Origin of the sequence: Streptomyces sp. CA-251247 (assembly GCF_050952975.1) — a bacterium.
GTDB lineage: Bacteria > Actinomycetota > Actinomycetes > Streptomycetales > Streptomycetaceae > Streptomyces > Streptomyces achmelvichensis.
In genome coordinates this window covers 2,823,978-2,848,767 of record NZ_CP191861.1, presented here as the reverse complement: position 1 = coordinate 2,848,767, position 24,790 = coordinate 2,823,978, and the positions used below count along the sequence as shown (strand labels likewise).

The window sequence follows — 24,790 nt, the reverse complement described above, 5'->3', positions numbered from 1 at the left end:
ACGCCAAGTGGCGCATGACTCACGTCCTTTGTGCGGTTCCCACCACGGTGACGCGTCGCCCTTTGTCGACGGCTGACGGTGATCGGGAGATCCACTCTGGGCTACGGTCAGCCTGTTCCTGCCTGCCCTCACCCTCCGCGGAGTTCCGATGAGCACTGCTTCCGTCACCTCCCGTCCGGGAGCGGTCCTCGCGGACCTGCTGCCCGCCTCCCGGGCGCGTGACATCGCCCTCGTCGTCGGCGGCGCCGCGCTCACCGGCATAGCGGCCCAGATCTCGGTGCCGGTCCCCGGCTCCCCGGTCCCCGTCTCCGGCCAGACCTTCGCCGCCCTGCTCGTCGGCACCGCGCTCGGCGCCCGACGCGGCTTCCTCTCCCTCGCGCTGTACGCGGTGGTCGGCATGGCCGGCATGCCGTGGTTCGCGGAGGGCGCTTCCGGCTATGCGATGCCGTCGTTCGGCTACATCCTCGGCATGCTGCTCGCGGCCACGGTCGTCGGCGGCCTCGCGCGCCGCGGCGCCGACCGGTCCGTCCTGCGCACCGCGGGCACCATGGCCGTCGGCTCCGTGATCATCTACGCCGTGGGCGTCCCCTACCTCGCCCTGGCGACCGGCATGAGCCTGTCCCAGGCCGTCGCGGCGGGCCTGACGCCCTTCCTGATCGGCGACGCGCTCAAGGCCGCCCTGGCCATGGGTGCCCTGCCCACCGCCTGGAAGCTCATCGGCCGCCGGAGCTGAGGCGGTAGCTCCGACGCAAAGGGGCTCGCCCGGGTCGCAACTCCTCGACCCGGGCGAGCCCTTTGCGTGTCCACGGGGACTGCCCGTCGGCACCGCGGCACGTCCGGAGCAGGCCCCGCGAACGGGAGGTGCGGAGGGCCCGCGGCCACCGACGACCGCGGGCCCACCCGGCTATCCGTCGCCGCGCGCCCAGCGGCTCCGGCTGGTCCACCAGATACCGGTGCCTCCGAGTGCGAACAGCGCGAGGGCGCTCAGCCCGAGCGGCAGGGTGCTGCCGGGCGGGCCGGTACGCGGCAGGCCGCCCCCGGTTGCCGGCGGGCTGTCCGGGCCGAGCGGCACATTGTCGGTGCCCAGCAGCAGTGGGGTGTCCGGTGCGTTGGGAGTCGGCTTCGAGGCGCCGAAGGGGACCGGCCCCTGCTGCCAGAGCAGCTTCTTGCCGGTGCCCTCGGTGACCGGAAGGCAGATCTTGCCGGTCTTCTGGAGATCGAACGTGGCCGCGACCCGGTAGGAACGGTCCTTGCCGGCCGCGAGGTTGTCGATGGTGCAGGAGAACCCGCTGTTGGAGCCCGGCGGCAGCTTGCCCTCGGCGATCCGCACGCACCCCTCGACATCGGTGACCTTCATGCCGTCGAAACCGACGACGGAGAGGGTGATCGGTCCGCTGTCCTTGGTCCCCCCGTTCTTGACCTTGGCGCTGACCGTGGTCTGCTCGCTCTTGTTGTCGACGGTGATCTGCCGGGGCAGTTCGGTCGTGATCTTCACATCCGCCGGTGCCGAAGGCCCGGGCGTGCCGCCCTGGCTGCTTCCGGGCACCGGATCGTCGGCCGCGTACGCGCTGAACGGCAGAATCAATACTGCCGCCACCGCGGTCGCGAATACGGGTCCCGAGCGTTTTCCTTGCATTTCCCAGCCCCCTTGCCGCACATCGGACAGTGCGTAGAAAGAGGGTTCCACAAGATTGCGTCGAACTATGCTGTCATGGGTGCAAGTTCATGCTTCTGTCCTGGTCACAGCCGTTGCTGACGGGGAGGAAGGTCATGCCGGGTATTCCTGGGCTATTGGTGGCGGAGCGCTATCGGCTGGACGAAAGCATTGGGCAGGGGGGAATGGGGCGGGTGTGGCGAGCCGCCGATGTGATTCTGGACCGGCCGGTCGCGGTCAAAGAAATGCGCATGAACGAAACGGATGTGGAGGACACCCGGATCCGCCGTGAACGGACGATGCGGGAGGCCAGGGCCACGGCACGCATCGACCATCCGAACGTGGTCCGCGTCTACGACGTGGTCGAGGAGAGCGACCGCCTCTGGATCGTCATGGAGCTCGTCGACTCCCGCTCCCTGGAGCAACTCCTCGTCGAGCAGGGGCCGGTGACACCGCGCGAGGCGGCCCGTATCGGCCTCGGGCTGGCGGCTGCGCTCCATGAGGTCCATGCGAGGGGGGTGCTGCACCGGGACATCAAGCCCGGGAACGTCCTGCTGGGCAGAGCGGGCCGGATCGTGCTCACGGACTTCGGCATCGCGGCGATCCAGGACGCGAAGGCGCTGACGGTGGTGGGCATGCTGGTCGGCTCGCCCGACTACATGGCTCCCGAGCGCGTCGGCGGCCGCCCGCAGGGGCCCGCGTCGGATCTGTGGTCACTGGGGGCGACGCTGTGCGCGGCGCTGGCGGGTCATTCGCCGTTCGCCCGCCCCACAACTCTGGCGACACTGCACGCTGTTCTCTACGAGGAGCCCGAACTCCCGGACGGTGCCGGGCCCCTGGCCGGGGTCCTGGCCTCGCTCCTGGTCAAGGAGCCGGACGAGCGTCCGACGCTGGACGAACTGGAACCCGTGCTGGCGCGGGTCGCCTCGTCGTACGTCCCGACACGGGCCGTCACGGTCGTCGTGCCGGCACCGGAGGGGGGCGGGGCGGAGGGAGAGCCGGGGGAGGGCGCCCAGGAGGAGCCCGAGCCGGTGCCGGGGGAGAGGGAGGGGGAACCGCGCCAGGGGCCCGAGCCCGAGGAGGAACCCGTACCCGAACCGGCTCCGGAACCCGAACCGGCCGACGCACGCCCCGAGCCCGAGCCCGAGCCCGAGCCTGGGCCGGATCCCGAACCGGCCGACGCACGCCCCGAGCCCGATCCGGAGGAGCCCGAGCCTGGGCCGGATCCCGAACCGGCCGACGCACGCCCCGAGCCCGATCCGGAGGAGCCCGAGCCCACACCGGAGTCGACTCCCGACCCGGCGCCCCCGGAGGGGGACGTCATATCCGCGCCCACCCGCCGGCTCACACCCTCACCCCGTCGCGCCGCGCCCCCGCCCGTACCCACCACGAGCCCCGCCCCCGCCCCGGGCCCGGAACCCACCACGCGCCCCGAAGCAGCCGCCGGCCCCGTACCCACCGCGACGTCCACCACGACCCCCGCGACCGACGAGCGCGCCGCGTCCCTCCCCCTGGTCTCGCAGACCGGCGCGCCCACGGGCCCCGCCGGTCCGGACACCCCTCAGCTCCCGAGCCGTTCCCGCGCCCGCACCCGTGCCGTCGTTCTCGCGGCCGCCCTCGCCACCGTCGCGGCCGCGACGACCGCCGCCGTACTCCTCACGTCCGGTGACGACCCCGACGAGCCCGGCGCCGGGGCGCAGTCACCCGGCGCCACGAGCGCGCCGGCCACCACCGCGCCGCCCACCACCGCACCCGCCACCCCACCCCCCGGCACCCGCAGCGAGGCCGGATTCGCGTGGGCGCCGCCGCACGGCTGGACACGCACCGCGAAGAGCCCGTCGAACATCCACTACCACTCGCCCGACGGACAACAAGAAATCGCCGCCTCGTACGCACTTGCACGAGGCGGCGATCTCCTGACCCAGTGGGAGCAGTTCGAGCGCGACAGTCACGACGCTCCCGGCTACCGCAAGATCCGCCTGGAGCGCACCACGTTCCGTGGTGACCCGGCGATCGTCTGGGAGTACTTCTTCACCCAGGACGGCTCCGACTGGCGTGCCCGCCAGCTCGGTTTCACCGCCGGAGGCAAGTCGTACCAGCTCAACGTCTGGTACGACGTCGCCTCACAGCGGGCCGCCCTGGCTGCCTACGACCGGGTGACGGAGTCCTTCTCACCGCTCTGATGGGGGATGGCGGCGTCCTCGGGCCCGGCGGACCGGCCGCCGCGTCCGAACCACTCACGCCCGACGGCGATGGCGATGACCACGGCCGCCACCAGCAGCGACAGCAGCACCTGCTCCCGCCCGGCGTCATCGAACAGCATGTAGATCAGCACGAACGAGATCATGCCGATGGTCGCCCAGGTCAGGCCCGGGAAGAGCCACATCTTCACGACGAGCTTCTCGGGCGACTCCCGCTCGATGATGCCGCGCATGCGCAGCTGAGTCACAGCGATCACGAGCCAGACGAACAGGGCGACCGCACCGGAGGAGTTGAGCAGGAACGCGAAGACGGTGTCGGGCCACTGGTAGTTGAAGAAGACCGCGACGAATCCGAAGACCACCGAGGACAGGATGGCCACCTTCGGCACACCACGGGAGTTCGTCTTCGCGAAGCTCTTCGGGGCGTCCCCGCGCCGGCCCAGCGAGAAGGCCATGCGCGACGCGGTGTAGAGACCCGAGTTGAGGCAGGAGAGCACCGCGGTCAGCACGATGACGTTCATGATCTGGCCCGCGTGCGGGATACCGATCGAGTTCAGCGCGGCGACGTACGAACCGTCCTTGACGATCGACTTGTCGTTCCACGGCAGCAGCGTCAGCACGACGAAGATCGAGCCCAGGTAGAAGACACCGATCCGCCAGATCACGCTGTTCGTCGCCTTGGTGACGGCCCTCTGCGGGTCCTCGGACTCGCCCGCGGCCAGCGTGACGATCTCGCTGCCCATGAAGGAGAAGACCACCATCAGCACACCGGTGAGGATCGCTCCGTATCCCTCGGGGAAGAATCCGCCGGCGTCGGTGAGATGCGCGAATCCCGCGCCCGGGTTGTCGGAGCCGGGCAGCACGCCGAAGACGGCCAGCAGGCCGATGATCACGAAGGCGCCGATCGCGACGACCTTGATGCCCGCGAACCAGAACTCGAACTCGCCGTACGAGGCCACCGAGGCGAGGTTGGTCGCGGTGAGCACGACCATCACGATCAGTGCCCACGCCCACTGCGGTACGGCCGGTATCCAGCTCTCCAGGATCACGGCACCGGCGGTCGCCTCGACCGCCAGCACCACGACCCAGAAGAACCAGTACAGCCAGCCGATCGAGAAGCCGGCCCAGCGGCCGAGCGCCCGGTCCGCGTAGGCGGAGAACGACCCGGAGGTCGGGTTGGCGGCGGCCATCTCGCCCAGCATCCGCATCACGAAGACGACCATCGTGCCGACGAGCGCGTACGACAGAAGGATGGCCGGACCCGCCGCGGCGATGCCGGAACCGGAGCCTACGAACAGCCCGGCGCCGATCACGCCGCCGATGGCGATCATGGACAGATGCCGGTTCTTGAGACCGGCCTGGAGACCGGACGAGGACTGCGGGTTCCCGGGTTCTTCGGGGCTCCCGCCTTCCTTCGTGAGGGTCTGCTGCGAGGTCATGGACGATTCCTTAGGTTTGAGAGCACTCGGGTCACGAGCCCCCGCATTCAAACCCGCGTCGTCGGATCGCGGAAGACCTGTCTCCGGATCGTTAGGTCGAGGTGATAAGCGGAAGCTGACGGCCCCAGTGGGTCCTGACCCCGCTGACGGCTACCCGGTCCCTCGCGTGCCACACTCGGAACATGCGCGTGTACCTCGGTTCCGACCATGCCGGCTTCGAACTCAAGAACCACCTCGTCGAGTGGCTCACCGCTCACGGCCACGAGGCCGTCGACTGCGGTCCCCACATCTACGACGCCCAGGACGACTACCCGCCGTTCTGCCTGCGCGCCGCGGAGAAGACGGCCGCGGACCCCGGCAGCCTCGGCATCGTGATCGGCGGCTCCGGCAACGGCGAGCAGATCGCCGCGAACAAGGTCAAGGGTGTCCGTGCGGCCCTCGCCTGGAGCGAGCAGACCGCCGCGCTCGGCCGTGAGCACAACGACGCCAACGTCATCTCCATCGGTGGCCGGATGCACACGACGGAGGAGTCGACGAAGTTCGTCGAGATCTTCCTCACCACCCCGTACTCGGGTGAGGAGCGTCACACCCGCCGCATCGAGATGCTCAGCGCGTACGAGGCGACCGGCGAACTGCCCCCGATCCCCGCGCACCACCCGGAGCGGTGACAGGGGGCGCACCCCCGCACCACGCGATCCAGCCCCCGACCGCCGGGCAGGCCGCTTCCGGCCTGCCCGCCCACAGGAGAGATCCGCCGTGCCCGAAGGGCATACGATTCACCGCCTTGCGGCGGATCACCGCGAGCGCTTCCTGGACCGGCCCGTCCGCGTCAGCAGCCCGCAGGGCAAGTTCTCCGACGCCGCGGCGCTGCTCGACGGCCAGGTCATGGACCGTGCCGAGGCACACGGGAAGCATCTCTTCCTCGGCTTCGGCGCGAGCGGCTGGATCCACATCCACCTCGGTCTCTTCGGCCGGGTGGACTTCGGCGAGACGCCCGCACCACCGCCCACCGACACCGTCCGGCTGCGCCTCGCGGACGCCGACGCCCACGTCGACCTGCGCGGCCCCACGACGTGCTCGCTGATCACGGACGGTGAGAAGGCGGCGATACACGACCGCCTGGGCCCCGACCCGCTGCGGGACGGCGACGACCCGGAGAAGGCCTGGGCCCGGATCTCCCGCTCCCGCACCACGATCGCCGCCCTGCTGATGGACCAGAAGATCATCGCGGGTGTCGGCAACGTCTACCGCGCCGAGGTCCTCTTCCGGCTCGGCATCGACCCCTACCGCGCGGGCAGGGACATCACCCGCGCCGAGTGGGACGCCCTCTGGGCCGACCTCGTGGAGCTGATGCACGAGGGCGTACGCAACAACCGCATCGACACGGTCCGCCCCGAGCACACTCCGGAGGCCATGGGCCGCCCGCCGCGCGTCGACGACCACGGCGGCGAGGTCTATGTCTACCGTCGGGCTCTGCAGCCCTGCCATGTCTGCGGCGGCGAGATCCGCACCGCCGGTCTCGCCGCACGCAATCTTTTCTGGTGCCCGGCCTGCCAGGCACGGTGACCCCGAGCTGCCGCGCGCGGCGGCCCTGACCGGCCGGGCGGCGGGTCAGAACCCGTGTGGCAGCCAGGGCGCCACGTCGCTGCCGAACGCCGAGGACGCCTCCGCCAGCGCCCCCTGCCGCAGTTCGCGTACCCGGCCCGCGCCGGCCAGTGCGGTCAGCGAGATCCCGCCCAGATAGGCGGAGCCCAACTCCCGTACGGACAGGGCCAGATCGGTACCTTCCTCCGTCCGCTTGCAGGACGCGCCCTTGGCGTCGCCCGTCAGCCGCCAGCGTCCGGCGTTCCACGGGCAGAAGGTGTCCTCGACGTCCAGGACGACATCGACCGGCGTCCGGTAGGTCCGCGCCTCCAGAGCCGCGCCCAGGTCGACGAGCCGTACGAACAGCGAGTCCCGCAGCCGTACGTTGCACCGGCGGATGTCGGAGACGAGATGCTGCCAGGGGTCGTCCACCGGGCGGTTGATCACCTGCACCGTCGACGTCAGGTCGATGCCGAAGAGGAATTGCCACAGGGCCGCGTACGCCTGTGGGTCCAGGGCGTCGAGATGCTGGAGCAGGATCGTGCCGTCGGGCCCCGCCGCAGTCCACGACGCCTTGTTGTGGAACAGCGCGTAGCCCACGACCTCGCCCGAGCGTTCGGCCAGCACGCACTGAAGCGGCGACGCGCCCTCCCGGTCGGCCGGCGGGTCGAGGACCGGCAGTCGCTCCCAGCCGGGCCGGCGGGCCGGGATCCCCGGCCGGGCGGTGGCCTGTTGGGCGTAGACGGCCTCGCACTCGGCCCGCGCGTCCGCGGGCTTCACCCGTCGCAGCCGGATCTTCTCGGTGCCCTCCGGCACCGAGAGCCGTACCCGTACGGTGTCGATCTCCGCCTTGAGCTGCCAGGTCGCGACCCCGTACCCGAACCGTCCGTAAATGCCCGGTTCCGACGCCGTGAGCACGGCCAGGGGCTCGCCCAGGCCGCGCACGTCGTCGAGTTGGCGGCGCATCATCGCCGTGAGGATTCCCCGCCGGCGGTGGGTCGCCGCGACGCTCACCATCGTCACGCCGGCGGCCGGCACCAGGGTCCCGCCCGGCACCGAGAGACGGAAGGTGAACGCTCCGGCGGTCCCGACGCAGTCTGCGTCGTCCCAGGCGCCGATCGACCGCTCGTGCTCGGTCAGCGACTGCCACAGTTCGCGTTCCTCGGGGGCCTCACCGGCACCCCCGAAGGCCAGTTCCAACTCCCCGTACCACGCGTCCCATTCGGCCGGGCGCAGGACCCGCAGCTCTGTCGTCATATGCCATGCCTACCAGGGCCGGAGCGGCACGGCGACCCGATTTCGAACGCATTGTCACCGGGGTCCCCCTGCACGGATGGCGAACGGGTGGATAGGGTCCACGACAATGGCCCACGGCAATGCAGCAGACTCGCTCAGGGCCCGGATGCGCAAGGCAGTGCACCGGGCGCGTATAGCGCTGCGCAAGTCGGGCGTCGACTACTTTCGGGGCGACGGTTCCGACTGGATCGCCCTCGCCGGACTGATGCTGGCCGTGCCCGCGTTCACCTGGGGCACGATCGCGATGCCCGTGTGGGTCTCGCCGGCCGCCCTGGTGCTGCCGATCGTGGCCGGTGCGCTGCTGCTGCGGCCCGCGAGCCTGCTGGGGCTGTACGCCGCCTGCGCCGCGGGACTCATCGTCGAGTCGGTCGTCCTCGGTCCGTACACCGAGGGCGCGGCCCGGGTCACTCCTGGCATCGTGCTGGTGGTCGCCGCCTGCGGGTTCTTCGGGCTGCTGATCGCGCAGTTCCGGGCGCGCGTGGGTGTGCCCTGGCGGCGCGGCGGCACCATGCTCTTCGACCTGCGTGAACGCATCCGGGTGCAGAGCGCCCTGCCGCGGCTGCCGAAGGGCTGGCACCGCGAGATGGCGCTGCGCCCGGCGGGCGGCCAGTCCTTCTCCGGCGACTTCGTCGTCGCCGCCCGGACGAACGGCGGGCGGACCCTGGAGGTCGTCCTCACCGATGTCTCGGGCAAGGGGATGGACGCGGCCTCACGCGCGCTGCTGCTGTCCGGCGCCTTCGGCGGACTGCTCGGCTCGCTGCCGCCGCACGGCTTCCTGCCCGCCGCGAACGGCTATCTGCTGCGGCAGGACTGGGAAGAGGGCTTCGCGACCTCGATCCATCTCGTCCTGGACCTGGACTCCGGCGACTACGAACTGCTGTCGGCCGGGCATCTGCCGGCCATGCAACTGCACGCGGGCAGCGGCCGCTGGGAGGAGAAGGGCGCGGAAGGTCCGCTCCTCGGCATCTACGACGGGGCGCAGTTCGACCCGGTGAAGGGCTCCCTGCGCCCCGGCGATGTGCTGATGCTCTACACCGACGGCCTGGTGGAGGCGTCGGGCAAGGACATCAGCGAGGGCATCGACCGCCTCACGGGCGAGGCCGACCGCTATGTGTCCTCCGGGTTCGAGGGCGCGGCCTGGCATCTGATCGAGGCGGTCGCCAAGGACGTCAACGACGACCGGGCACTGCTTCTGCTGTGCCGGCAGGCGTGACGACGGCGGTATCGCCGCCCCTGCTTCCGGTCCCGATTCCGTCGTCGGTTCCGATTCCGCCGGCGGTTCCGTCGTCCCGGCCGCCCGGCAGGATGCGCGCCAACCAGTGCGACCGTCCCGCGGCCAGCGGGCCGAGGACCGCGAGGACCAGCACATAGCCCGCGATGAACGGCGAGAGCCGCTCGTCCAGGCCCGCGGCCGCCGCCATCGTCGCCAGAATCAGCGCGAACTCTCCGCGGGCCAGCAGCGTGGTGGAGATGTTGGCGGCGGGCCCCGCACCGAAGCCGTTGATACGGGCCGCGGCCACTCCGGCCAGCACGTTCATCACCAGCGTCACGGCGACGGCGGCGAGTACCGGCCACAGCACGGCCGGAAGGTCGCCCGGGTCGATCGAGAGTCCGAAGGCGAAGAAGAAGATGGCGCCGAAGGCGTCCCGCAGCGGATGCACCAGCTTGCGGATGCGCTCGCCCGATGTCGTACTGCCGAGCATCAGACCGACCATGAACGCACCGATCGCGTCGGCGACCCCGAACCACTCCGAGACGCCGGCGACGAACACCGCCGCTCCCAGGAAGGAGATGACGAGCAGTTCGTCGTCACGGGTGTTGATCAGCCGTCCGATGACACGGGTGCCGAAGCGTGCGGCGAGCGCGAGCAGCAGCAGGAAGCCGAAGGCCTTGCCGGCGTCCATCACCGCCGCGGCCGCACTGTCGGCGCCGGACAGGATCGGCTGGAGCGCGGCGAGATAGAGGGCGAGGAAGACGTCCTCGACGACGATGATGCCGAGGATGGGCCGGGTCTCGGGATTCCCGATACGGCCGAGGTCCACCAGCACCTTGGTGACGATCGCGGACGAGGAGATGCCGAGCACTCCGGCGAGCACCAGCGCTTCCGAGGTGCCCCAGCCGAGCGCGAAGCCGAAGCCGAGCCCGGCTCCGACGTTGAGCGCGAGGTAGGTGCCGCCGGCCAGCGCCATCGTGCGGCCGCCGGCCAACAGATCGTCGAGGTGGAACTCCAGCCCCAGATAGAACAGCAGCAGCACGAGGCCGAGTGCGGAGAGCATCTCCAGATCGTGCGGGTCCGAGAGGAGCACGATGCCGGGGGTGTGAGGGCCGAGCAGGATGCCGGCCAGGATGAACAGGGGGATGGTCGGCAGTCCGATACGGCCGCCGAGGCGGGCGAGCAGGGCGGCTGCCAGAAAGGCGCCTCCCATGGCGATGAGGGTGTCCGCGTGTCCGATGGGCTCGTCCTCCGTCACGGGTCAAGGGAGAGTCAAGGAAACGTCATTAATTAGTTTACCAAATGGTTGACGTTGCAACTGTCGACTCGTCGGGGACTGTCCCGACCCTCTGAACGTGACGTCGATGCGCCGACCGACAGCGGTGTCGGTCAGGGGAGTTGGCAGCGTTGCGGACGGCGAATCACCCGGGCTGCGACGCACCCGGCGTCGTCCTCGCCGACGACGTCGCCGGAGCGCTCGACACGACGACGGCCCTCATCGCACCCGCCTTCGCCGGGGTGTTTCGGCTGACGCGACCGCCGGGCGCGGGTGATCCGCGGGCCGTAGAGTCGGGGCTATGTCGCAGCAGTACCTGACGCCGGCCGAGGTCGAGGCCATCGCACGTGAGGCCCACGAGGGCCAGAGGGACAAGGCGGGCCGCCCGTACGCGGAGCACATCGCCGCCGTCGCCGAGGGCGTACGCGCCCGGGGCGGCAGCGACGAACAGGTGGCCGCCGGCTGGCTGCACGACACCGTCGAGGACGGTGTACTCAGCCGCACATGGCTGGACGAGGCCCCGCTGCCGCAGTCGGTCAAGGACATGGTGCTCGCCCTCAGCAAGGGCGAGGACGAGCCGCTGGAGGACTACACCCGGCGCATTCTCGCCACACCGGGCGCACGTCTCGTCAAAGAGGCCGATCTCGCGCACAATGCCGACCCGGCGCGACTCGCCCTGCTCGACGAGCAGACCCGCGAGCGGCTGACGGCCAAGTACGCGAAGACACGCGCCCTGTTGGGCCTGCCGGACGGCGCTCCCTGAGCCGTCCGGCCCGCCCCGCTCAGCTCTTGCGGCCGACCTGCGCAGGCTCCCGCCGGAACGCCCACGCCATGTCCGGCTCGGTCGCCCACTTCATGGCCCGCCGCACCGGCGGCGTGCACAGCAGCGTCACCACGACGAACGCGGTCACCGTGAGCAGGATCTTGCCGCCGGGGTCGGTCAGCCACGGGTACTTCTCGAAGACGTGCCCGTAGTCGGCGCCCCTGATCAGCAGCCCGTGCAGCAGATAACCGCAGATCGTGCCGCCGCCGAGCACCGTGAACCAGGTCTTGCGGCTCGGCACCCACGCCAGGAATCCGATGGTGAGCAGCACCGCGCAGCCGAAGAAGGCGAGGGTCATCACGACCCCGGACCACCACGGAACGCCCAGTTCCTGCGCGCTGTTGGAGCGGTAGAGCCAGGTGAAGTTCATCCGGGGCGAGGCCCAGTAGGCGAAGACGGCGGCGCCGGCGAACAGCGGAATCGACAGCAGGCGCACCGTCCGCCTGCGCACCAGCTCGAAGTGCTCGGGCTTCAGCGTCAGTCCGAGCACGAAGTACGGCAGGAATTGCAGCACACGCTGGAGGTTGAGGTCCGCCCCGATGCCCGGCGTCAGCGCGGCGAGCGAGGCCACCACCAGCGCCACCGGCAGCGGATGGCGGATCACCTTCCACAGCGGGGTCGTCAGTCGCCAGATGAACAGGGCGGCCAGGAACCAGGTCAGATAGAAGGGATCGAGCAGGCTGATCCCCTGGTCCGGAGCGTCCTCGGCCCAGCGCCTGAACAGGGAGTACGCCACCTCGAAGACGACGTACGGCACGACGATGCCGGTCAGCAGCCGCTTGAGCTGGTCGGGCCGGCCGGTGAAACTCCGGGAGAAGTAGCCGGAGATGATGATGAAGGCCGGCATGTGGAACGTGTAGACGAGCATGTACAGCGACCGGGTGGTCCGGCTGCCGTCCATCACCGGTTCCCAGAAGTGCCCGAGGGCGACCAGCACGATGGCCAGATATTTGGCGTTGTCGAAGTACGCGTCTCGCCTGCTGGACTTCGGGGCAGTCTGCTCGGCGGGCGCGGAGGGGGCGGAAGTGGCCGCCTTCGGTGGGTTGGGAGCGGGCTCCGTATCCCGGACCTGGGGGAGCGGGGCCCTGCGATATCCAAGCGGAGCGTGGAACATTCGAGGCACCTTAGCCGCGCGGATCGGATTTAGTAAAACCCCCTCCGCGCTTCTCCCATTCGAATCTGAAACCGCCGCCAACCGGACGCTATGCCCCGATTGATCCCGCTTAAAGGGGGCATATCGGCACGCCTGGGCGAGAGAGTGAATTACCTCACCGTTCAAATTCGAAATTACCGTGACGAGTGTGTGTACACATCGAAACGATCGGGTCGAATTACGTCCCGCATTTCACTCGCCCGGACGACCGGCCACGCGTGCGGCATCCGTGCGTGCGTGCGGATGGCGAGATCCCGCCGTCGATGATTCGTCAGGAGGCGGCATGCATCGCCCCGTTGGTGGCACGATGTTCATGGCGGGGGTGTGCTGGGTCGTGTGCCCCCGGGCCGGCAAGGCGGACCGACCGAGGGTGTGATCAGTTGTGGCCATTTCGCTGTCTGTGGTGCTTCTGTTGGCGATCATCCTGGTGGTGCTGATCCGCGGCGGCTCGATCAAGGCCGGGCCGGCGATAGTCGCCGTGCTGTTCGGCTTCTTCCTGGCATCGACGGGCATGGCGCCGTCGATCAACAGATTCCTCAACTCGATAGCGGACACCATCAACCAGATCAACTTCTGACCTGGCGGTGATGCGCCGCTCCGTCGCGCGTGATCGCGCCGGAGGTGGTGTGCTGGTTCCGGGGGGATTCGTCGTTCCCGGAGTGATCGCTATGACTATGCGCGTTGCACAGGTCGCCTCCCCCGGCGGTCCGTTGGAGATCGCCGAGCGTGAGGTGCCGCAGCCGGGCCCCGGACACGTACGGGTGGCCGTGGAGGCCTGTGGGGTCTGCCACAGCGACGTCCTGTTCGTGAACGGCATGGTGCCCGGCCTCCGCTTCCCGGTGGTCGCCGGGCACGAGATCGCCGGCCGCATCGAGCAGGTCGGCGAGGGGACGTACAGCGGCTGGAAGGTCGGCGACCGGGTCGGGGTGGGCTGGTTCGGCGGCAGTTGCGGCCACTGCACGTCCTGCCGGCAGGGCGATTTCATCGTGTGCCAGAACCTGAAGGTGCCCGGATGGGCATACGACGGCGGCTTCGCCGACCAGGTGATCGCACCGGCCGACGCCCTCGCCCGGATCCCCGACGCCCTGGCGGCGACCGACGCGGCGCCCCTGGGCTGCGCGGGAGTGACGACCTTCAACGGCCTCCGCCGCAGTTCCGCACGGCCCGGCGACCTCGTCGCCGTCCTCGGCATCGGGGGCCTGGGCCACTTGGGAGTGAAGTACGCGGCCGCCATGGGCTTCGAGACCGTCGCCATCGCGCGCGGAGCCGAGAAGGCCGACTTCGCCACGGAGCTCGGGGCGCACCACTACATCGACAGCACGGCGGGGACGAGCGTGGCGGACGCGCTGCGGGCCCTCGGCGGCGCCAAGGTGGTTCTGGCCACCGCGGCCAATTCCGGCGCCATCACAGCGACCGTGGACGGCCTCCGCCCCCTCGGCGAGCTGGTGGTGATCGGCGCGGACTCCGAGCCTCTCGGCATCAACCCGACACAGCTGCTCATGAGCGGCAAGGTCGTCCGCGGCCACCCCTCCGGTACCTCGCAGGACGTGCAGGACACCATGGCGTTCAGTGCGCTGCACGGAATCCGCCCGATGATCGAGACCGTGCCGCTGGTGGAGGCGGACGAGGCGTACCGGAAGATGCTGTCCGGCGGGGCCCGGTTCCGGATGGTCCTCACCACCGCCACCTGACGCCCCGGGGCGCGCGGAGGGCCCGGAAACGCCTCAGGGCCAGGCGGAGGAACGAACCTCCGGCCTGGCCCTGAGCCATCGAGAGCGGGCGACGGGAATCGAACCCGCGTAGCTAGTTTGGAAGACTAGGGCTCTACCATTGAGCTACGCCCGCATGCACCGCACCGCAGGTCACGTGGGCCGCGGTACGGACAGCATCGTAGCGGGTCCGAGGCCGGTGCCGCACACCCGATTACGCGCCGGAGAATGCGGCAGCCCCACTGCCTGCGGGCATGTACCCTACGTGTCGCACCGACGGGGTGTGGCGCAGCTTGGTAGCGCGTCCGCTTTGGGAGCGGAAGGTCGTCGGTTCGAATCCGGCCACCCCGACCACCATCACCGGGCCTCCGCAAGATCGCATTGTGGGGCCCATCCTGCTTGCGGCTACTATGCAAGCTGCGTGCCCGTGTGTCTGGACCGAGTGGGACAAAAAGACCCGGGTCGATCAGCTGAGCCGCCTCCCTGTGCGGCGGAGCAGCAGAATCCCAGAATCAGCCATCAAGGAGACCGAACCGTGAAGAGCGCCGTGGAGACCCTGAACCCGACTCGGGTTCGGCTCACTGTCGAGGTGCCCTTCGAGGAGCTCAAGGACAGCCTCGACGCGGCGTACAAGAAGATCAACCAGCAGGTCACGGTCAAGGGCTTCCGAAAGGGCAAGATCCCGGCCCGGGTGATCGACCAGCGGTTCGGCCGTGGTGCTGTGCTGGAGGAGGCCGTCAACGACGCCCTCCCGAAGTTCTACACCGAGGCGGTCAACGAGGCGGAGATCAACGTTCTCGGCCAGCCCGAGGTCGACATCACGGAGCTGAAGGACGGCGAGACGCTGAACTTCACCGCCGAGGTCGACATCCGTCCCTCCATCGAGATCCCGGACTACTCCGGCATCGAGGTCACCGTCGACGCCGTCGAGGTCAGCGACGAGGACGTCGAGAAGTCGGTGGAGCAGCTCCGTGAGCGCTTCGCCTCCACCTCGCCGGTCGAGCGTGCCGCCGCCGAGGGTGACGTCCTGACGATCGACCTGGAGGCCAAGGTCGACGGAGAGGTCCTCGAGGACGGCGTCGCGAGCGGTGTCTCGTACACCGTCGGCTCCGGCGAGCTGCTCGACGGCATCGACGAGGCCGTCACCGGCCTGGAGGCCGGCGGCGAGGCCACCTTCACCTCGCAGCTCAAGGGTGGCTCCGCCGAGGGCAAGGACGCCGAGGTCACCGTCAAGGTGACCGCCGTCTCCTCCCGCGAGCTCCCCGAGCTCGACGACGACTTCGCGCAGATGGCCAGCGAGTTCGACACCCTCGACGAGCTGAAGGCCGACAGCCGCAAGCGCCTCGAGAACATGAAGCAGTACGACCAGGCCACCCAGGCCCAGGAGCGCGTCCTGGACGAGCTGCTGAAGCTGGCCGAGGTGCCGATCCCCGAGAAGCTCCTCGAGGACGAGATCAACACCCGTAAGCACAACCTCGAGCACCACCAGCTCGGTCAGATGGGCATCGACATCGGCAAGTACCTGGAGATCCAGGGCAAGACCGAGGAAGAGTTCGATGCCGAGACCAAGGAGCAGGCGGTCAAGGGCATCAAGACCCAGTTCATCCTCGACGAGCTGGTCAACAAGGAGAAGCTGAACGTCAACCAGGAGGAGCTCACCGAGCACCTCATGCGGCGTGCTGCCTCCTCCGGCATGAGCCCCGACCAGTTCGCCCAGGCCGTCGTCGAAGGCGGCCAGGTGCCGATGCTCGTCGGTGAGGTCGCCCGCGGCAAGGCGCTCGCCGTCGTCGTCGAGGCCGCCAAGGTCGTCGACACCAACGGTGAGACCGTCGACCTGGACGACGAGGACGAGACCGCGGAGACGGTCGAGGCCGCCGCCGAAGGCGACGCGGCCGAGGACCAGGCCGAGGACAAGAAGACCGAGGCCTGAGCCACACTGTGAGCCCTGTGGCGGGCCCCGGACGCACTGCGCCCGGGGCCCGTCGTCGTACGCACGTACCCCAACCACCTTGCGCTCCCAGCGAACAGTTCGGGAACCGGGATGGGTCCCGCCGACCAGCGCGTTAGGGTCCATGAGTACGAGGGCAGGGGAGTACCCGCCCCCGGTTACGAAGACGCTGAGACGGCAGGCAGCCGTCAGAGACGAGCAGGTGGATAGTGACGAATCTGATGCCTAACGCCGCCGGTGAGCCGTCTATCGGTGGTGGCCTCGGCGACCATGTCTACAACCGGCTGCTCGGCGAGCGCATCATCTTCCTCGGCCAGCAGGTCGACGACGACATCGCCAACAAGATCACGGCGCAGATGCTGCTCCTTGCCGCTGACCCGGACAAGGACATCTACCTCTACATCAACAGCCCCGGCGGTTCGGTGACGGCCGGCATGGCGGTCTACGACACCATGCAGTACATCCCGAACGACGTGGTGACCATCGGTATGGGCATGGCGGCCTCGATGGGCCAGTTCCTGCTGACCGGCGGCGCGGTCGGCAAGCGCTTCGCGCTTCCCAATACCGACATCCTCATGCACCAGGGTTCGGCCGGACTCGGCGGCACCGCCTCCGACATCAAGATCCAGGCCGAGTACCTGCTCCGCACGAAGCAGCGCATGGCGGAGATCACCGCCCACCACTCCGGCCAGACCGTCGAGGCGATCATCCGCGACGGCGACCGCGACCGCTGGTTCACGGCCGAGGAGGCCAAGGACTACGGCCTCATCGACGAGATCATCTCCGCCGCATCGGGCGTTCCGGGCGGCGGCGGCACCGGCGCCTGAGCCCGCAGCCGGACGACCCGCCCCCAGCCACCCAAGCCCGCAGTACGCCACCAGGATGGTGAACACCCATATGAGCAACTACCCCGGCGCCTCCGCCAGCGGCCTCTACACCGGCCCGCAGGTGGACAACCGCTACGTCGTCCCGCGCTTCGTCGAGCGCACGTCGCAGGGTGTGCGTGAGTACGACCCGTACGCGAAGCTGTTCGAGGAGCGCGTGATCTTCCTCGGAGTCCAGATCGACGACGCATCGGCCAATGACGTCATGGCGCAGCTGCTGTGCCTGGAGTCCATGGACCCGGACCGCGACATCTCGATCTACATCAACAGCCCCGGCGGCTCGTTCACGGCCCTCACGGCCATCTACGACACGATGCAGTTCGTGAAGCCGGACATTCAGACCGTGTGCATGGGCCAGGCGGCCTCCGCCGCGGCCGTGCTGCTCGCCGCCGGTACCCCCGGCAAGCGGATGGCCCTGCCGCACGCCCGTGTGCTGATCCACCAGCCGTCCTCGCAGACCGGCCGGGAGCAGCTCTCCGACCTGGAGATCGCGGCCAACGAGATCCTGCGCATGCGTGTGCAGCTGGAGGAGATGCTGGCCAAGCACTCCACCACGCCCATCGAGAAGGTCCGCGACGACATCGAGCGCGACAAGATCCTGACCGCCGAGGACGCCCTCGCGTACGGTCTTGTCGACCAGATCGTCTCCACCCGCAAGAGCACGGCCGCAGCGGCCGCCTGACCGGTGCGGAGCCTTTGGCGCGGTGCACGACCATGTGAACCGCGCCAAGGGGGGCCCGAACGAGGGGCCCGGCAAGGTACCGTCGGATATGAGGCACCAGGAGCCGGCTGAACCAAGCTGCTCCCAGGCGAAGGGGAAGCACCTCGTGGCACGCATCGGTGATGGCGGCGACCTGCTCAAGTGCTCGTTCTGCGGAAAGAGCCAGAAGCAGGTGAAGAAGCTCATCGCAGGGCCCGGTGTGTACATCTGCGACGAGTGCATCGACCTCTGCAACGAGATCATCGAGGAGGAACTCGCCGAGACGAGCGAGGTCCGCTGGGAAGAACTTCCCAAGCCTCGTGAGATCTACGAGTTCCTCGAGGGGTACGTCGTCGGGCAGGAGCCCGCGAAGAAGGCCCTCTCGGTGGCGGTGTACAACCACTACAAGCGCGTCCAGGCCGGCGAGAACGGCGGAGGCGCGGGCCGGGACGACGCGATCGAGCTCGCGAAGTCCAACATCCTCCTGCTGGGCCCCACGGGCTCCGGCAAGACGCTGCTGGCCCAGACGCTCGCCCGCATGCTGAACGTCCCGTTCGCCATCGCCGACGCGACGGCGCTGACGGAGGCGGGATATGTCGGCGAGGACGTCGAGAACATCCTGCTGAAGCTGATCCAGGCGGCGGACTACGACGTCAAGAAGGCCGAGACCGGGATCATCTACATCGACGAGATCGACAAGGTCGCCCGTAAGAGCGAAAACCCGTCGATCACGCGCGATGTGTCCGGTGAGGGCGTCCAGCAGGCGCTGCTGAAGATCCTGGAGGGCACGACGGCCTCGGTCCCGCCCCAGGGCGGCCGCAAGCACCCGCACCAGGAGTTCATCCAGATCGACACGACGAACGTGCTCTTCATCGTGGGCGGCGCGTTCGCCGGCCTGGAGAAGATCATCGAGTCGCGTGCGGGAGCGAAGGGCATCGGCTTCGGCGCGACGATCCGCTCGAAGCGCGAGATCGAGGCGAGCGACCAGTTCCAGGAGGTCATGCCGGAGGACCTGGTGAAGTTCGGGATGATCCCGGAGTTCATCGGCCGCCTCCCCGTCCTGACCTCGGTCCACAACCTGGACCGCGAGGCGCTGCTCCAGATCCTGGTCGAGCCGCGGAACGCGCTGGTGAAGCAGTACCAGCGTCTGTTCGAACTCGACGGCGTGGAGCTGGACTTCGACCGCCCGGCGCTGGAGGCGATCGCGGACCAGGCGATCCTGCGCGGCACGGGCGCGCGTGGCCTGCGGGCCATCATGGAAGAGGTCCTGATGTCGGTGATGTACGAGGTCCCGTCCCGCAAGGACGTGGCCCGGGTCGTCATCACGGAGGACGTGGTCCACAACAACGTGAACCCGACGCTGGTGCCGCGTGTCGTGAAGAACGAGGGGCGCCACGAGAAGTCGGCGTAACGCCTGCTTGCTCGTACGCAAAGGGGCGCCCGGCCAGTAGTTCGCTGGCCGGGCGCCCCTTTGCGTTGCTACGCGCGAGCCCGGCTGGGGGGTTGCGCGCCAGGCTCTGCGTATCGCACGTGGGCCCGGCCACAACTGGCCGTGCCCACCATCGTGTGGCGCCGGTTCCCGGCCCAAGGGAGGGCCCCGGAACCGGGTGCCCACTACAGCTTGACGCGCACTTCCTTGCGGAGCTTCGCGGTGATGCTTGCCGCATCCTCCGGCGACGAGCTCTTGCCTGCCATCAGGTCGGCCATGTTCATCGGCATCGCAAAGCCGAGGGTGCTGTGGTCGCCCCAGACGCACACGTTCATCGTGAACTCCTTGGGCCCGGCGGCGGGAGCGTCGGAGTCCTTGGGCGCCGACTTGATGGCCTGGCACTTCAGCACAGCGCCGTCGGCCTCCGCAGGGGTGTATGCCTTCGGCTCACCGACCAGCTCGGCCTGGGAGTCCTTCTCCTTCTTGGACTCTGCCTCGATGCTGGCGAACACACCGTCGACGACCTTCTCCGGGTCGTCGATCTCGCCGTAGACGCCGCCGAACTGCAACAGCTTTCCAGCCAGCGGGTTGTTGGGGTCCTTGACCTGGTAGCTGGCTTCGACCTGCTTGGCGTTCTTGACGCCGTTCTTCTCCGCGTCCTTGAGGAAGTCGTCTTCGCTCGAGCCGCCGCCGCTGTCGGACTTCTTGTACTCGCCCAGGACCGTGGCCGGCGTCGTCAGCTTGTGCGGACCGTCGTCCGCGACGTCGCTGCTGCCGCCGCCGCCCAGGAAGAAGTACGCACCGCCGGCGATCACCGCGAGCGCCACCACCGACGCCGCCACGATCAGGCCCGTCTTCTTCTTCGGGGCGCCCGGCGGGGGCGGGACCTGGCCGCCGCCGTAGGGCTGCTGGCCGTACGGGCCCGGCTGCTGAGGCTGGCCCCACTGGCCCTGCTGCTGGGGGACGCCCTGCGGCGGGGTCTGCTGCGGGTAGCCGTATCCGGGCTGCGGCTGCTGCTGCGGGTACCCGTAGCCGGGCTGCGGGGCCTGCGGCGGCTGCTGGCCGTAGGGACCCGGCTGACCATACGGTCCGGGCTGCTGAGGCTGGCCGCCGTACGGGCCCGGCTGGTTGTAGCTCATTACTGGGTTCCCCTCCAGAAACTTATGTGTTCCGAACATCCTGGCCCAAGCGCCCGCATCGCGGGGCAGCGGGGCCCACACCGTTACCGAAGATTCCCGTTTCAGTACGGCCCTGTGACACCTCTAAACTGGGCGCGTGACCGAGAACTCTCAGCAGCAGAACCCAGCGCCCATCACCGAACTGCCGACCCAGTACGCGCCGGCCGAGGTAGAGGGGAAGCTGTACGAGCGCTGGGTGGAGCGCGGTTACTTCGAGGCCGACGCGAAGAGCGACAAGCCGCCGTTCACCGTCGTCATCCCGCCGCCGAACGTCACCGGAAGCCTGCACCTGGGCCATGCCTTCGAGCACACCCTGATCGACGCCCTGACCCGCCGTAAGCGGATGCAGGGCTTCGAGACCTTGTGGCAGCCCGGCATGGACCACGCCGGCATCGCGACCCAGAACGTCGTCGAGCGCGAACTCGCCAAGGAGGGCAAGTCCCGTCACGACCTGGGCCGCGAGGAGTTCGTCGAGCGCGTCTGGCAGTGGAAGGCGGAGTCCGGCGGCCAGATCTCCGGGCAGATGCGGCGCCTCGGAGACGGTGTCGCGTGGTCGCGCGAGCGCTTCACCATGGACGAGGGCCTCTCCCAGGCCGTCCAGACCATCTTCAAGCGGCTCTACGACGACGAGCTGATCTACCGCGCCGAGCGCATCATCAACTGGTGTCCGCGCTGCCTCACCGCCATCTCGGACATCGAGGTGGAGTACCAGGACGACGAGGGTGAACTCGTCTCCATCCGTTACGGCGAGGGCGAGGCGTCGATCGTCGTCGCCACCACCCGCGCCGAGACGATGCTGGGTGACACCGGTGTCGCCGTTCACCCCGACGACGAGCGCTACAAGCACCTCGTCGGCACCGAGATCGTGCTGCCCCTCACCGGCCGCCGTATCCCGGTCGTCGCCGACGAGCACGTCGACCCCGAGTTCGGCACCGGCGCCGTCAAGGTGACGCCCGCCCACGACCCGAACGACTTCGAGATCGGCCAGCGCCACGGGCTGCCGAACCTCGCCGTCATGGACGAGCACGCCATCATCACCGCCCACGGTCCCTTCCAGGGCCTGGACCGGCTGGAGGCGCGCAGCGCCATCGTCGCCGCACTGCGCGCGGACGGCCGGATCGTCGCCGAGAAGCGTCCCTACACCCACTCCGTCGGGCACTGCTCGCGCTGCAAGACCACCATCGAGCCGCGTCTGTCGATGCAGTGGTGGGTCAAGGTCGGCCCGCTCGCCAAGGCCGCCGGTGACGCGGTCCGTGACGGCCGCGTCAAGATCCACCCGCAGGAGATGGAGAAGCGCTACTTCGACTGGGTCGACAACCTCCATGACTGGTGCATCTCCCGCCAGTTGTGGTGGGGCCACCGCATCCCGGTCTGGTACGGCCCGAACGGTGAGGTCGTCTGCGTCGGGCCCGACGAGCAGCCCCCGAGCGGCGACGGCTGGACGCAGGACACCGATGTCCTGGACACCTGGTTCTCCTCGGGTCTGTGGCCCTTCTCGACGCTCGGCTGGCCCGAGCAGACCGACAGCCTGGCGAAGTTCTACCCGAACTCCGTCCTGGTCACGGGCTACGACATCCTCTTCTTCTGGGTCGCCCGGATGATGATGTTCGGCCTGTACGCGATGGACGGCACACCGCCGTTCCACACCATCGCCCTGCACGGCATGGTCCGCGACCAGTTCGGCAAGAAGATGTCGAAGTCGTTCGGCAACGCCGTCAACCCGCTGGACTGGATGGACAGTTACGGTTCCGACGCCGTCCGCTTCACCCTGGCCCGCGGCGCCAACCCGGGTGTCGATGTCCCGATCGGCGAGGACTGGGTCCAGGCGTCCCGGAACTTCGCCAACAAGATCTGGAACGCCACCCGTTTCGCGCTGATGAACGGTGCGACGATCGAGGGCGAACTGCCGTCGGCCGAGCGCCTGTCGGCCACCGACCGGTGGATCCTGTCGCGGCTGAACAAGACCGTGGCCGAGGTCGACGCGTATTACGAGGACTACCAGTTCTCCAAGCTGTCGGACGCCCTCTACCACTTCGCGTGGGACGAGGTCTTCGACTGGTACGTCGAGCTGTCCAAGACCGTCTTCTTCGGCGGTGGTGAGGCGGCCAAGGTGTCCGGCCGGGTCCTCGGTGAGGTCCTCGACGTCATGCTGCGGCTGCTGCACCCCGTGGTTCCCTTCGTCACCGAGACGCTCTGGACCACGCTGACCGGCCGGGAGTCGATCGTCATCGCCGAGTGGCCGGCCGACAGCGGCTTCCGCGACGACGCCGCCGAGCGGGAGATCGAGAACCTCCAGCGCGTCGTCACCGAAGTCCGCCGCTTCCGTTCCGACCAGGGCCTCCAGCCCGGCCAGAAGGTCCCCGCCCGGCTCACCCTCGACGGCACCGCGCTCGCGCCGCACGAGGCCGCGATCCGGCAGCTGCTGCGGCTCCAGCCGGAGGGCGAGGCCTTCAGCGCGACGGCGACCCTGCCGGTCGCGGGGGCCACGGTCGCCCTCGACCTGTCCGGCACCATCGACGTCGCCGCCGAGCGCAAGCGGCTCGCGAAGGACCTCGCGGCGGCCGAGAAGGAGAAGGCCCAGGCGCACGGCAAGCTCGGCAACGAGGCGTTCCTGGCCAAGGCCCCGGACAACGTGGTCGACAAGATCCGTACCCGGCTCGCCAAGGCCGAGGAGGACATCGAGCGGATCACCGCGCAGCTCGATCGCCTGCCGCAGGCCTGATGTACACGGCTCCGCCCCGGACCCCGAGAACACGGGGGTCCGGGGCGGCGCTCCGTGTCGGGGCAGCGGCTCCGTAGACTGGCCCTGTGAGTGAGCAGCCCGACCCTTTCGACGAGATCGTCGACGCCGAGACCGACCGTGACCCCGACCTGGCGGTGATCGAGGCCGGCAGCCGTACCCTGCGCGCGCAGGCCGGCGTGCCCCAGGGTGATGCCGCACCTGCCCGGCCCGCGGATCCGGAGGTGGACAAGGCGCTCCGCGCGGTGGAGCAGGAGCTGGCCGGCCGCTGGGGCGAGACCAAGCTGGAGCCGTCCGTCGCCCGGATCGCCGCCCTGATGGATGTGCTGGGGGAGCCCCAGCGGGCGTATCCCTCGATCCACATCACCGGAACGAACGGCAAGACCTCCACCGCCCGCATGATCGAGGCCCTGCTCTCCGCCTTCGAGCTGCGCACCGGCCGGTACACCTCGCCGCACGTGCAGTCGATCACCGAGCGGATCAGCCTCGACGGCGCCCCGATCGAGGCCGAGCGCTTCATCGAGACGTACGAGGACATCAAGCCGTACGTCGAGATGGTCGACCAGTCGCAGGAGTTCCGGCTCTCCTTCTTCGAGGTGCTCACCGGCATGGCGTACGCCGCCTTCGCCGACGCGCCCGTGGACGTGGCGGTCGTCGAGGTCGGTATGGGCGGCAGCTGGGACGCGACGAACGTGATCGATGCCTCGGTCGCCGTGATCACCCCCATCGACCTCGACCACACCGACCGGCTCGGCTCCACCCCCGGTGAGATCGCGGCCGAGAAGGCCGGTGTCATCAAGCAGGGCGCGACCGTCATCCTGGCGCAGCAGCCCGTGGACGCAGCGCAGGTGATGCTGAAGAAGGCCGTGGAGGTCGACGCCACGGTGGCCCGCGAGGGCATGGAATTCGGTCTGGTGTCCCGGGAGGTCGCGGTCGGCGGTCAGCAGTTGACGCTGCGCGGCCTCGGCGGCGAGTACGACGAGATCTTCCTTCCGCTGTACGGGGCCCACCAGGCGCGCAACGCGGCAGTGGCACTGGCGGCGGTCGAAGCGTTCTTCGGTGTCGGCGCCGAGCAGACGGGTGGGCTGGACGCGGACACCGTCCGCAAGGCGTTCGCCGCCGTGTCCTCGCCCGGTCGGCTGGAGGTCGTGCGCCGCAGCCCGACCGTCGTCCTGGACGCCGCGCACAACCCGGCGGGAGCGCGGGCGAGCGCCGAGGCGGTCACCGAGGCCTTCGGGTTCTCCCGGCTCATCGGTGTGGTGGGCGCGAGCGGCGAGAAGGATGTGCGCGGACTGCTGGAGGCGTTCGAGCCGATCTTCGCCGAGGTCGTCGTCACCCAGAACTCCAGTCATCGGGCGATGGATGTCGACACCCTGGCGGGGGTCGCCGTGGAGATCTTCGGCGACGACCGGGTGGTGGTCGAGCCACGGCTGGACGAGGCACTGGAGGCGGCGATCACGCTCGCCGAGGAAGAAGCCGAATACGCGGGCGCGGGTGTGCTGGTGACCGGCTCGGTGATCACGGTCGGCGAAGCCCGGCTGCTGCTGAAGAGGGGCTGACCGC

At 69.3% G+C, this 24,790-nt stretch carries 20 protein-coding genes and 2 tRNA genes; 15 read left to right on the top strand and 7 right to left on the bottom strand.

The annotated features are described in order from the left end of the window. Window positions 1-148: 148 nt before the first annotated feature. A complete protein-coding gene (locus tag ACQPWZ_RS12485) occupies window positions 149-733 on the top strand; it encodes a biotin transporter BioY (protein ID WP_340473113.1) in 585 nt (194 codons plus the stop codon). Window positions 734-904: 171 nt separating this feature from the next. Here the strand turns inward: ACQPWZ_RS12485 and ACQPWZ_RS12480 are convergent, their stop codons facing one another. Next, entirely contained in the window at window positions 905-1,636 is a 732-nt protein-coding gene (locus tag ACQPWZ_RS12480) for a hypothetical protein (RefSeq protein ID WP_433571345.1), read from the bottom strand. Between the two features lie 89 nt (window positions 1,637-1,725). On the opposite strand from ACQPWZ_RS12480, the gene ACQPWZ_RS12475 reads away from it, so the two are divergent. Further along, entirely contained in the window at window positions 1,726-3,837 is a 2,112-nt protein-coding gene (locus ACQPWZ_RS12475) for a protein kinase domain-containing protein (protein WP_433571344.1), read from the top strand. On the opposite strand, the gene ACQPWZ_RS12470 is transcribed toward ACQPWZ_RS12475, so the two are convergent. Continuing rightward, window positions 3,801-5,294 (bottom strand): amino acid permease, encoded by a 1,494-nt coding sequence (locus ACQPWZ_RS12470; RefSeq protein WP_433571343.1) that lies wholly within the window; start codon window positions 5,292-5,294, stop codon window positions 3,801-3,803. The two genes, ACQPWZ_RS12475 and ACQPWZ_RS12470, sit on opposite strands and share 37 nt — an antisense overlap. A 182-nt stretch (window positions 5,295-5,476) precedes the next feature. Here ACQPWZ_RS12470 and ACQPWZ_RS12465 point away from each other — a divergent pair, with 182 nt between their 5' ends. Together ACQPWZ_RS12465 and ACQPWZ_RS12460 are read left to right on the top strand one after the other, a co-directional pair. Further along, window positions 5,477-5,962 (top strand): ribose-5-phosphate isomerase, encoded by a 486-nt coding sequence (locus ACQPWZ_RS12465; RefSeq protein ID WP_356701797.1) that lies wholly within the window; start codon window positions 5,477-5,479, stop codon window positions 5,960-5,962. An 88-nt stretch (window positions 5,963-6,050) separates the two neighbouring features. Next, entirely contained in the window at window positions 6,051-6,860 is an 810-nt protein-coding gene (locus tag ACQPWZ_RS12460) for an Fpg/Nei family DNA glycosylase (protein WP_433571342.1), read from the top strand. A 45-nt stretch (window positions 6,861-6,905) separates the two neighbouring features. Here the strand turns inward: ACQPWZ_RS12460 and ACQPWZ_RS12455 are convergent, their stop codons facing one another. After that, the gene (locus tag ACQPWZ_RS12455; RefSeq protein ID WP_433571341.1) at window positions 6,906-8,135 is read right to left on the bottom strand and encodes a GNAT family N-acetyltransferase; all 1,230 of its coding nucleotides are present in this window, start codon (window positions 8,133-8,135) and stop codon (window positions 6,906-6,908) included. A gap of 106 nt (window positions 8,136-8,241) precedes the next feature. Between ACQPWZ_RS12455 and ACQPWZ_RS12450 the strand changes: the two genes are divergently transcribed. Beyond that, window positions 8,242-9,387 (top strand): PP2C family protein-serine/threonine phosphatase, encoded by a 1,146-nt coding sequence (locus ACQPWZ_RS12450; protein ID WP_340473106.1) that lies wholly within the window; start codon window positions 8,242-8,244, stop codon window positions 9,385-9,387. On the opposite strand, the gene ACQPWZ_RS12445 is transcribed toward ACQPWZ_RS12450, so the two are convergent. Next, the gene (locus tag ACQPWZ_RS12445; RefSeq protein WP_433573808.1) at window positions 9,344-10,600 is read right to left on the bottom strand and encodes a cation:proton antiporter; all 1,257 of its coding nucleotides are present in this window, start codon (window positions 10,598-10,600) and stop codon (window positions 9,344-9,346) included. The two genes, ACQPWZ_RS12450 and ACQPWZ_RS12445, sit on opposite strands and share 44 nt — an antisense overlap. Window positions 10,601-10,964: 364 nt before the next feature. Between ACQPWZ_RS12445 and ACQPWZ_RS12440 the strand changes: the two genes are divergently transcribed. Continuing rightward, on the top strand, window positions 10,965-11,426 hold the full coding sequence (locus ACQPWZ_RS12440) for an HD domain-containing protein (RefSeq protein ID WP_356701791.1): 462 nt from the start codon (window positions 10,965-10,967) through the stop codon (window positions 11,424-11,426). A gap of 19 nt (window positions 11,427-11,445) precedes the next feature. On the opposite strand, the gene ACQPWZ_RS12435 is transcribed toward ACQPWZ_RS12440, so the two are convergent. Further along, the gene (locus tag ACQPWZ_RS12435) at window positions 11,446-12,600 is read right to left on the bottom strand and encodes an acyltransferase family protein (RefSeq protein ID WP_433571340.1); all 1,155 of its coding nucleotides are present in this window, start codon (window positions 12,598-12,600) and stop codon (window positions 11,446-11,448) included. Window positions 12,601-13,021: 421 nt separating this feature from the next. On the opposite strand from ACQPWZ_RS12435, the gene ACQPWZ_RS12430 reads away from it, so the two are divergent. Then, a complete protein-coding gene (locus ACQPWZ_RS12430; RefSeq protein WP_313946321.1) occupies window positions 13,022-13,216 on the top strand; it encodes a hypothetical protein in 195 nt (64 codons plus the stop codon). Between the two features lie 91 nt (window positions 13,217-13,307). After that, complete coding sequence (locus ACQPWZ_RS12425) at window positions 13,308-14,330, top strand: alcohol dehydrogenase (RefSeq protein ID WP_433571339.1); 1,023 nt, start codon at window positions 13,308-13,310, stop codon at window positions 14,328-14,330. Window positions 14,331-14,413: 83 nt separating this feature from the next. Here the strand turns inward: ACQPWZ_RS12425 and ACQPWZ_RS12420 are convergent. After that, window positions 14,414-14,484 (bottom strand) — tRNA-Gly (locus ACQPWZ_RS12420). A gap of 141 nt (window positions 14,485-14,625) precedes the next feature. Between ACQPWZ_RS12420 and ACQPWZ_RS12415 the strand changes: the two genes are divergently transcribed. The 5 genes from ACQPWZ_RS12415 (at window position 14,626) to clpX (ending at window position 19,291) form a co-directional block, all read left to right on the top strand. Further along, window positions 14,626-14,702, top strand: a tRNA-Pro gene (locus tag ACQPWZ_RS12415). A gap of 181 nt (window positions 14,703-14,883) precedes the next feature. Continuing rightward, entirely contained in the window at window positions 14,884-16,278 is a 1,395-nt protein-coding gene (gene tig / locus ACQPWZ_RS12410) for a trigger factor (RefSeq protein WP_340473102.1), read from the top strand. Between the two features lie 239 nt (window positions 16,279-16,517). Then, a complete protein-coding gene (locus ACQPWZ_RS12405) occupies window positions 16,518-17,123 on the top strand; it encodes an ATP-dependent Clp protease proteolytic subunit (protein ID WP_327686879.1) in 606 nt (201 codons plus the stop codon). A 55-nt stretch (window positions 17,124-17,178) separates the two neighbouring features. Beyond that, entirely contained in the window at window positions 17,179-17,862 is a 684-nt protein-coding gene (locus ACQPWZ_RS12400) for an ATP-dependent Clp protease proteolytic subunit (protein ID WP_313946324.1), read from the top strand. A gap of 145 nt (window positions 17,863-18,007) precedes the next feature. Next, window positions 18,008-19,291, top strand: a complete 1,284-nt coding sequence (gene clpX, locus ACQPWZ_RS12395; RefSeq protein WP_313946325.1) for an ATP-dependent Clp protease ATP-binding subunit ClpX — start codon at window positions 18,008-18,010, stop codon at window positions 19,289-19,291. A gap of 203 nt (window positions 19,292-19,494) precedes the next feature. Here the strand turns inward: clpX and ACQPWZ_RS12390 are convergent, their stop codons facing one another. Next, a complete protein-coding gene (locus tag ACQPWZ_RS12390) occupies window positions 19,495-20,448 on the bottom strand; it encodes a hypothetical protein (RefSeq protein WP_433571338.1) in 954 nt (317 codons plus the stop codon). Between the two features lie 136 nt (window positions 20,449-20,584). Here ACQPWZ_RS12390 and ACQPWZ_RS12385 point away from each other — a divergent pair, with 136 nt between their 5' ends. Both ACQPWZ_RS12385 and folC read left to right on the top strand, forming a co-directional pair. Next, on the top strand, window positions 20,585-23,209 hold the full coding sequence (locus tag ACQPWZ_RS12385) for a valine--tRNA ligase (protein ID WP_383246024.1): 2,625 nt from the start codon (window positions 20,585-20,587) through the stop codon (window positions 23,207-23,209). An 86-nt stretch (window positions 23,210-23,295) separates the two neighbouring features. Further along, entirely contained in the window at window positions 23,296-24,786 is a 1,491-nt protein-coding gene (gene folC, locus ACQPWZ_RS12380) for a bifunctional tetrahydrofolate synthase/dihydrofolate synthase (protein ID WP_433571337.1), read from the top strand. The last annotated feature ends 4 nt before the right edge of the window (window positions 24,787-24,790 follow it).

Excerpts from the sequence above, each read along its gene's own strand:
- ACQPWZ_RS12485 (WP_340473113.1), top strand. The coding sequence starts at position 149 with ATGAGCACTGCTTCCGTCACCTCCCGTCCGGGAGCGGTCCTCGCGGAC.
- ACQPWZ_RS12480 (WP_433571345.1), bottom strand. The coding sequence starts at position 1,636 with ATGCAAGGAAAACGCTCGGGACCCGTATTCGCGACCGCGGTGGCGGCA.
- ACQPWZ_RS12475 (WP_433571344.1), top strand. The coding sequence starts at position 1,726 with ATGCTTCTGTCCTGGTCACAGCCGTTGCTGACGGGGAGGAAGGTCATG.
- ACQPWZ_RS12470 (WP_433571343.1), bottom strand. The coding sequence starts at position 5,294 with ATGACCTCGCAGCAGACCCTCACGAAGGAAGGCGGGAGCCCCGAAGAA.
- ACQPWZ_RS12465 (WP_356701797.1), top strand. The coding sequence starts at position 5,477 with ATGCGCGTGTACCTCGGTTCCGACCATGCCGGCTTCGAACTCAAGAAC.
- ACQPWZ_RS12455 (WP_433571341.1), bottom strand. The coding sequence starts at position 8,135 with ATGACGACAGAGCTGCGGGTCCTGCGCCCGGCCGAATGGGACGCGTGG.
- ACQPWZ_RS12450 (WP_340473106.1), top strand. The coding sequence starts at position 8,242 with ATGGCCCACGGCAATGCAGCAGACTCGCTCAGGGCCCGGATGCGCAAG.
- ACQPWZ_RS12445 (WP_433573808.1), bottom strand. The coding sequence starts at position 10,600 with ATGGGAGGCGCCTTTCTGGCAGCCGCCCTGCTCGCCCGCCTCGGCGGC.
- ACQPWZ_RS12440 (WP_356701791.1), top strand. The coding sequence starts at position 10,965 with ATGTCGCAGCAGTACCTGACGCCGGCCGAGGTCGAGGCCATCGCACGT.
- ACQPWZ_RS12435 (WP_433571340.1), bottom strand. The coding sequence starts at position 12,600 with ATGTTCCACGCTCCGCTTGGATATCGCAGGGCCCCGCTCCCCCAGGTC.
- ACQPWZ_RS12425 (WP_433571339.1), top strand. The coding sequence starts at position 13,308 with ATGACTATGCGCGTTGCACAGGTCGCCTCCCCCGGCGGTCCGTTGGAG.
- ACQPWZ_RS12405 (WP_327686879.1), top strand. The coding sequence starts at position 16,518 with ATGCCTAACGCCGCCGGTGAGCCGTCTATCGGTGGTGGCCTCGGCGAC.
- ACQPWZ_RS12400 (WP_313946324.1), top strand. The coding sequence starts at position 17,179 with ATGGTGAACACCCATATGAGCAACTACCCCGGCGCCTCCGCCAGCGGC.
- ACQPWZ_RS12390 (WP_433571338.1), bottom strand. The coding sequence starts at position 20,448 with ATGAGCTACAACCAGCCGGGCCCGTACGGCGGCCAGCCTCAGCAGCCC.